The organism is Mycobacterium sp. TH-M25, assembly GCF_057473665.1.
Genome location: NZ_JBYCLA010000451.1, coordinates 1 through 6,340 on the forward strand (window position 1 = coordinate 1; position 6,340 = coordinate 6,340).

At 68.5% G+C, this 6,340-nt stretch carries 10 protein-coding genes; 6 read left to right on the plus strand and 4 right to left on the minus strand.

What is annotated here, in order from left to right; all coding sequences use genetic code 11:
* Nucleotides 1-2,352: hypothetical protein (locus AC2VOU_RS15335; RefSeq protein ID WP_486958150.1), on the plus strand; the 2,352-nt coding region annotated here is incomplete at its 5' end.
* A 73-nt stretch (nucleotides 2,353-2,425) separates the two neighbouring features.
* Here the strand turns inward: AC2VOU_RS15335 and AC2VOU_RS15340 are convergent.
* Both AC2VOU_RS15340 and AC2VOU_RS15345 read right to left on the minus strand, forming a co-directional pair.
* Nucleotides 2,426-2,728 (minus strand): XRE family transcriptional regulator, encoded by a 303-nt coding sequence (locus tag AC2VOU_RS15340; RefSeq protein WP_486958151.1) that lies wholly within the window; start codon nucleotides 2,726-2,728, stop codon nucleotides 2,426-2,428.
* Entirely contained in the window at nucleotides 2,725-3,114 is a 390-nt protein-coding gene (locus tag AC2VOU_RS15345; protein WP_486958152.1) for a type II toxin-antitoxin system RelE/ParE family toxin, read from the minus strand. The genes AC2VOU_RS15340 and AC2VOU_RS15345 overlap by 4 nt, the downstream gene beginning before the upstream one ends.
* 156 nt (nucleotides 3,115-3,270) lie before the next feature.
* On the opposite strand from AC2VOU_RS15345, the gene AC2VOU_RS15350 reads away from it, so the two are divergent.
* Genes AC2VOU_RS15350 through AC2VOU_RS15370 form a run of 5 tightly spaced genes read left to right on the plus strand, consistent with a single transcriptional unit; the run spans nucleotide 3,271 to nucleotide 5,717 of the window.
* Nucleotides 3,271-3,507 (plus strand): antitoxin MazE5, encoded by a 237-nt coding sequence (locus tag AC2VOU_RS15350; protein WP_486958153.1) that lies wholly within the window; start codon nucleotides 3,271-3,273, stop codon nucleotides 3,505-3,507.
* Nucleotides 3,504-3,827, plus strand: a complete 324-nt coding sequence (locus tag AC2VOU_RS15355; protein ID WP_486958159.1) for a type II toxin-antitoxin system PemK/MazF family toxin — start codon at nucleotides 3,504-3,506, stop codon at nucleotides 3,825-3,827. Before AC2VOU_RS15350 ends, AC2VOU_RS15355 begins: the two co-directional genes overlap by 4 nt.
* A complete protein-coding gene (locus AC2VOU_RS15360; RefSeq protein WP_486958154.1) occupies nucleotides 3,824-4,933 on the plus strand; it encodes a MarR family transcriptional regulator in 1,110 nt (369 codons plus the stop codon). The genes AC2VOU_RS15355 and AC2VOU_RS15360 overlap by 4 nt, the downstream gene beginning before the upstream one ends.
* Nucleotides 4,930-5,580, plus strand: a complete 651-nt coding sequence (locus tag AC2VOU_RS15365) for a hypothetical protein (protein WP_486958155.1) — start codon at nucleotides 4,930-4,932, stop codon at nucleotides 5,578-5,580. Before AC2VOU_RS15360 ends, AC2VOU_RS15365 begins: the two co-directional genes overlap by 4 nt.
* Nucleotides 5,577-5,717 (plus strand): hypothetical protein, encoded by a 141-nt coding sequence (locus tag AC2VOU_RS15370; RefSeq protein ID WP_486958156.1) that lies wholly within the window; start codon nucleotides 5,577-5,579, stop codon nucleotides 5,715-5,717. The genes AC2VOU_RS15365 and AC2VOU_RS15370 overlap by 4 nt, the downstream gene beginning before the upstream one ends.
* Here AC2VOU_RS15370 and AC2VOU_RS15375 read toward each other — a convergent pair.
* Complete coding sequence (locus AC2VOU_RS15375; RefSeq protein WP_486958157.1) at nucleotides 5,714-6,121, minus strand: hypothetical protein; 408 nt, start codon at nucleotides 6,119-6,121, stop codon at nucleotides 5,714-5,716. The genes AC2VOU_RS15370 and AC2VOU_RS15375 overlap by 4 nt on opposite strands.
* On the minus strand, nucleotides 6,102-6,340 hold a 239-nt coding region (locus AC2VOU_RS15380), incomplete at its 5' end, for a hypothetical protein (protein WP_486958158.1). The genes AC2VOU_RS15375 and AC2VOU_RS15380, both read right to left, overlap by 20 nt.

Sequence of the window (6,340 nt, forward strand, 5' to 3'; positions counted from 1 at the left end):
ATGGCATTTTCGCAGGCCGCCAATACGTTGTTCAAGGAACTCGATGTCCAGATGGACATCAAACAGATTCTGGCGCCGATGGAGGGCGCGTTCATCGACGCTGCGCGTGGACTAGCCCAGGGCCGAGAGACTGCGCTGCAGAACCGCATTGAGGCCTATCGCCACATCTCGAAGAAGGCGCACTGGGCCGCGAACGAGCTGCAGTCCACGAAGCAGGATCTCGTCGAAATCGTCAATCAGGCCGAAGAGAATGTTCAGACATCACGGGACAACGCCGAGAAGGCGAAGGCCGTTGCGCTCCAATCAGCCCCACTGACCGCACCTGCCGCGATCGCTGCCATCGAGGCGCAGTTACAGAGCTCAATCGCAGCAATTGTCGCTACAGCCAAGGCGGATGCTCAGGCGCGGGATGCGGCCGCCGCGGGCACCGTCACGGCGTTGTCCACGGACATCTCTCAGTGGTCAGCCCCCTTCGCTAACAACTTGTTGCCGGAGGCCGGCGGCATGCCCGGCTTGCCCGGAGGCGGCCTCCCGGCCGCTCCACCGCCGGCGCTGCCGCAAGACACCAATGGCAACGCGCAGCCTGTCGATTTCTTTAAGGGAAATGCGCTTGACCCGAGCCAGGCTACGTCCGAGCAACAAGCTCAACCGGATCCGCAGACTTCGACCGATAGAACGGTGCAGCAGACCGCGTTCAAACAGCCCGACAAGATCGAGCCGCATGAGGCGGCGAAGCCTTCAACGTCGGCGCCGCCGAGTTCGGCACCGTCTACTCCGTCGTCGCCGAGTTCGGGTGGGAGTAGTAATCCGGCGTCGGTGATTGGGCAGATGATGAAGCCGGCGTCCTCGGGTAGTTCGTCGCCGGCTTCGTCGTCGTCGCCGGCGTCCAGTAGTAGCACTGCGAGTAATCCGGCGAGCGCGGCTCAGTCGAGTCAGCTGTCGAACGCCAGCGGCGCGAACGCGGGGAGTGGTGCGGGCGCGGGCAGTGCTGCGAACGCGGCCGCCGGGCGGGCTCCGGGTCTGGCCAGCCTGGGCTCCGGGTTGGCGGAGTCGTCGGCGCGCATGGCGTCCGGCGCGATCAACACCGCGAGCAACGCCGTGAGCACCGCAACGAATGTCGGTGCCAATGTGGCGAACAACGTAGCGCAGGCGGCTGCTCAGGCGCCCGCTGCGGGACCTGCGGCGGCGACGTCGCCGGCGTCGGTGGGCGGTCCGGTCGGTACGGCGGCTGCGCCTCCGGTGGGGATGATGCCTCCTCCGCCGGCGGCGGCTGGTGGGCTCGGACCGGTGAGTCCTGTGACGGGCGCTCCGCCGGCCGCGGGTGCTGCGCCGCCGACGTCGCCGGCCGCTGGCGCTGTGCCGGTGGGTGGTGCGGGCGCGCCGTCTGCCGGGGCGGCTGGGGCGTCGTTGGCGCCGGTCGCGGTGCAGGGGCCGGGGATTCGTGGGATCGGCGCCGGCGGCGCCGACGGTGATGTGATCTTCGAGCAGGCGATGGACGCGGGGCGTGATGTCATTACCGCGTTGGTGGCGCAGACGCTGGGCAGCGGTTACGTCGAGATTCACTATGCGGCGTCGGTGATTTGGGAGCGTGGCGGCACGATTTCAGCGTGGCTGGCCACCAGTGAGGGTGCCAGCTACATCCCGCTCGGAGTCCGGATCCCGCAGGACGTGCGGATGTCAGTGACCGATCCAATCGTCGGCCACCAGTTGTGGGCCTCCGCTGCTGACGCCGGTGGCGCCAATCCACTGGAAACCGTTGTGCGGCAGGCCGAGGCCCGCGAGCAGGCAGCGCCGGGCGCGCGGGTGTTGGCGATCGCGTCGTCGTTGCCGATGGGTCAAGTCATCGACTGGGCCGGTGCGGTGGGTGCGCGGCCGGTCAGTGTGAACCCGCGCGAGGTGGAGCGGTCCACGGGTCTGGACATGTCGCTGCTGCACCGGTGCGCGGTCGCGATGCCGTGGGAGTGGGGTGTGGTCAACACCTTTGACGAGCGGGACCGACTGAAGGTGGCGGCTCGGCACTCGCAGATGGCCGCCAGTGCGGCGCAGTTGAGTGGTCGGGCCACCGACCGAGTGATCGACCTCTTCGAGCAGCGCAAGCCGATCGACGACGCGCTGTGGGCCGATGTCGCCAAGCAGCGGTTCATGTCGCTGATCGAGTATCAGACGGCGATGAAGAACGCCGGCGCGGGTGGCGCTGAGTCGGCGGCGCGGGTGCTGGCGACCGCGCGGGCGGCCGAGGTCGTGTTGTGTCTTCGGGATTTCAACACCGTCGACGGGTGCGCGGACCTGCTGTACGCCTCGCGGCTCGCGGGTGCGCCGCTGCATCCCGCTGCTGCGGCGGGCGTGGCATAGCCCGCCTGGGTCGCTTAGCGCGGCGAGTGTGCTGCGAGCTGGGCTTCGGAGTCCTCGAACAGTCCAGGTGGGTCTAAGCGATTTGGATGCGCTCGTCGCCGAGGTCGACCTCGATGCGCAGTTGACCGCCGAGGGCGTCGATGTAGCGGCGCAGGGTGTCGATCTGAGTGTGTTCGAGCTGGCCGCGTTCGAGGGCGCTGATGCGGTTCTGGCTGACGTGGAGCAGGGCGGCAACGTCGGTCTGTGTGAGGCCTTGGGCCTCGCGGAGTTCACGGAGGGCGTAAGCGCGTAGCTCGCTGCGCATGCGGATCTTGTGGGCGTCCACAGCGGCCCGATTGGCGGGCCGTTTGGTCAGCCACTCGTCGAGGGTGGTCATCGCTTCTTGGATCCTTTCCGGGGTTGCTTCTTGGGTACCGGGGCTGTTGCGGCTAGGTGTTCGTCGAATCGGTCGTCGGCCAGGGGGATGTTTTCGTCGTACCAGCGTTTCCATTGGCCGTTCTTGTCTCCGGCGACCAGCAAGACCGCTATCCGTTGCGGGTCGAACGCGAATAGTGCTCGCAGTTCGGTGCGACCAGCGCTGCCCGGTCGAATTTCTTTCATGTTGTTGTGTCGTGAGCCTGTGATCGTGTCCACTAGGGGACGCCCCAGTAGCGGTCCGCGTTCAGCGAGCAATTCCAGGGCGGCGATTACCAAGTCATGGCTGCGGTCGTCGAGGCCTTCGAGCCAGTCGGCGATCCGGCTGACGTCCACTGTCCAGGCCATCGCCCCAGCCTAAAACCTTTGGGTTGTACAACGCAAGAGGTTTATTGCTGGGTTGTGGTCCCGAGGTATGCGAGGTTCTGGTGGAGGATTTGCTTGCCGATCGTGGTGACAGCTGACGCTCGGTGCGGTGTCGCGTGTTCGTGCCACACTTGTGGCATGCCGCGCGCACGGGTGAGTACCACGGTTGACGCCGACCTGTTGGAGCGTGCGCGGACGTTGATGGCCGGCGCGAAGGATCATGCGCTGTTTGACGAGGCGTTGTCGGCGTTGTTGGCCGCGAACCGGGCTGCCGAGGTCGACGCGAGCTACGCGGCCTACGACGAACACCCGGCCGATGAGCCCGACGCGTGGGGTGACGTCGCCGGGTGGCGGGACGCGGCGGGTCGACGATGACGGTGCCGGCGCGCGGGGAGTTGTGGTGGTGCCAGACAGCTGATGCGCCGTCTCGGCCGGTGGTGGTGTTGTCGCGTGATGTGGCGATCCCGCGGCTGCGTCGGGTGCTGGTGGCGCCGTGCACGACGACGGTGCGCGGACTGGCCAGCGAGGTGGTACTGGAGCCGGACGCCGATCCGGTACCTGAGCGTGCGGTGGTGAATCTCGATCTCGTCGAATCCGTACCTATCGCGGCGCTGGGTTCGCGGTTGGGCCGGTTGGCTGACGATCGGATGCGCGCGGTGTGCGCCGCGCTGGCGGTGGCGGTGGACTGGCGATGAGCGATGTCGCGGTGCGCAGCTTGCCGGTGTTCACGCCGTCGCTGCTGAGTGATGCGGAGTTCGATGCGCTGACCGTGGGTTCGGATGTGACTAGCCGAGTGCTGGTCGAGCGGATCAGGACGGCCGCCGGCGAGGGATCGCGCCCGCACACAATGTTGGTGGGTCCCAGCGGCTCCGGCAAGACGCATGCGCTGCACCTGGCCTTGCGACGCGCGCTGCGGGATCCGGTGACGAGTGGCGCGGTGCTGCCGGTGGTCATTCCCGAATCGTCGTTCGCGATAGGGCGTTACGTCGACTTGCTGGTCGAGGCCGCGGGTGTCATCGGGCCCGACGTCTTGCAGCGGGCGCGGGCGTTGCGGGGTGTCGGGGATCCGGTGGGCATCGAGCAGGCGATCACGGATGCGGCCGGCGGGCGGATGGTGCTGCTGGTGATCGAGAACCTTGATCGGGTGTTCGCCGCGCTCGGCGCGCAGGGCCAGGGCAGTTTTCGGGCGTGGGTGGAGACGTCGGCGGCGGTGATGGTTGTCGGGTCGGCGCCGGCGCTCTTCGAGGGGGTCTCGTCGCGGATGTTCCCGTGGTACGGGTCGTTCATGATCGAGCGTCTGCAGCCGCTGACCGTGCAGGATGCCGTCGCGCTGTTGGAGGGTGTCGCCCGGCGGCGCGGCGGTGATCTGGACGTGGTGCTGGCATCCGAGGCGGGCTTCGAGGCGGTAGAGGAGATCCATCGTCGGGTCGGTGGGTGGCCGCGGGTGTGGCGGCTGCTCGCCGATGTGATCGACGGCGAGTCTGTGCTGCGCGTTGATGCGGCGGCGGATCTGCTGTTGGACGTCCTAGTCGACTTCTACCGGCCTCGGCTGTGGGAGCTGCCGGCGGGACAGCAGCGCCTGGTGGTCGAGCTGGCGCGCGGGGCGGGCCCGCGCTCGGTGACTGATCTGGCTGCGGCGGTGGGCGTTTCGAGTCAAGCGGCGGCATCGGCGCTGGGCCGGCTGACGACCGGAGGGTGGGTGTCGGCGTCGAAATCAGGTGGGGATCAGCGGACGTCCTGGTATGACCTGAGCGATCCGCTGGTGCGCGCGTTCGTCGGGTATCGGGAGCGGCGGCGGTGAGCAGATACGCCGAATACGAGGCCCTGGCTGCGGTGGGAAGCGCTTACGAGCGCTGGGTTGAGGCGAACACCCGCCTGGAGGCGGAAATGGACGCTGCGGCCGCTGCGGAGGCCGTTCCGCCCGTCGAGGCGATGGAGGCCGACTTCGCTGCTGGACTCGAGGTGACCCGCGCGGTGATGGCGTTCGCGCGGGCGTGCCCGGCAAGTGGTCCGCACGTCGACGATCTGCGCAACGCGGCGTTCGTGCAGGCGATGTACGCGGCGGTCACCCCGCAGTTGCCCGGTGAGGTCGACGCGCTGGCGCAGCAGTGGGCTCAGTGGCTGCCCGAGATCGGGCGGTGGACGCCGGCGAGCGCGCAGGTGCCGCCGCCGCGGCCGGTGTCGGCGGCGCACAGTCACGTCCTGGCGACGGTGGATGCGTGGTGGGAGGCCGAGCAGGAAGCGGTCCGCACGCGGATCGTGGACATGCTCACCGAGGCCGGCGGCGCATCGGCCGGCACGTCGTATCGGACGACGCAGGAAGGGCAGCTGGTCGAGGTCACCCACGTCACCGGCGTGCAGATGGACGCCTTCGGCGGGGACACCGCGGGCCCGGTTGAGCGGTGGTGGCGGCGGATGCGCCGGCGGCCTGGCCAGGGGGCGCGATGAGCAGCTGCCGGGCAGAGTTGTGCTCGATGTGGGGCGGGGACGATTGCCTGTGTGATGTGTTCGGGTTTGATCCCGACGATCCGCCCCGCGACGGCACGTTCACGGTGATCCTGCCGCCCGAGGAGCTGTCGTTCTAGATGCCGGCGGTCACGTCCCAGGAGCCGTCGTCGGTGTAATCGGTGTCGTCCAGATCCCATGAGTCGCCATTGGGGTCGACGACGTGATCGTGTTCGCACGCGGGGCAGCGGAACGCGGTCAGCAGGCCGACGAGGTGGCGTCCGTTGCGTAGGCGGGCCCGCCCGACCGCCGTTGGCGCGGTGGCCTTTTCCGTCCAGATCCGACCGATGGTGATCATGGCGGCCTCGGTGGTGCCGCAGTGGGTGCAGCGCTCCGGGTGGCGCGGCGGCGGGCAGATCATGACGCCGCTGGTGTCGCTCCACGGACTCCACTGCACCGGCAGCCCGTCCCAGCGCGGCGGTAGGTCGTGCTCGCGTGGCCAGAGATCCAGGCGGGCCTGCTGGCTAGCAGTCGGCTGCGGCATCGTGTTCGGTGTGCTCGGGTGTGGCCGTTGCCGGGCGGGGCGAGTCGATGGGCACGAGGTTGCCGTGTGCGTCGTTGGTGTACCCGGTGGGTGGTGGAAGTGGCAGCGGCACAACGGTTCCTCCGGTGGCGGCCGCGTACTGGCGTGCTTCGTCGGCCTCGGTGTCGGTGAACGCCCGCACCGCGGCCGGCTGCCCCGGCACTCGGACCAGCATGGTGA

What these genes read in the sequence shown, in the direction of transcription:
- AC2VOU_RS15345 (WP_486958152.1), bottom strand. Translation starts at nt 3,114, where the DNA reads ATGGCCTGGACAGTGGACGTCAGCCGGATCGCCGACTGGCTCGAAGGC.
- AC2VOU_RS15375 (WP_486958157.1), bottom strand. Translation starts at nt 6,121, where the DNA reads ATGCCGCAGCCGACTGCTAGCCAGCAGGCCCGCCTGGATCTCTGGCCA.
- AC2VOU_RS15340 (WP_486958151.1), bottom strand. Translation starts at nt 2,728, where the DNA reads ATGACCACCCTCGACGAGTGGCTGACCAAACGGCCCGCCAATCGGGCC.
- AC2VOU_RS15360 (WP_486958154.1), top strand. Translation starts at nt 3,824, where the DNA reads ATGAGCGATGTCGCGGTGCGCAGCTTGCCGGTGTTCACGCCGTCGCTG.
- AC2VOU_RS15350 (WP_486958153.1), top strand. Translation starts at nt 3,271, where the DNA reads ATGCCGCGCGCACGGGTGAGTACCACGGTTGACGCCGACCTGTTGGAG.
- AC2VOU_RS15355 (WP_486958159.1), top strand. Translation starts at nt 3,504, where the DNA reads ATGACGGTGCCGGCGCGCGGGGAGTTGTGGTGGTGCCAGACAGCTGAT.
- AC2VOU_RS15370 (WP_486958156.1), top strand. Translation starts at nt 5,577, where the DNA reads ATGAGCAGCTGCCGGGCAGAGTTGTGCTCGATGTGGGGCGGGGACGAT.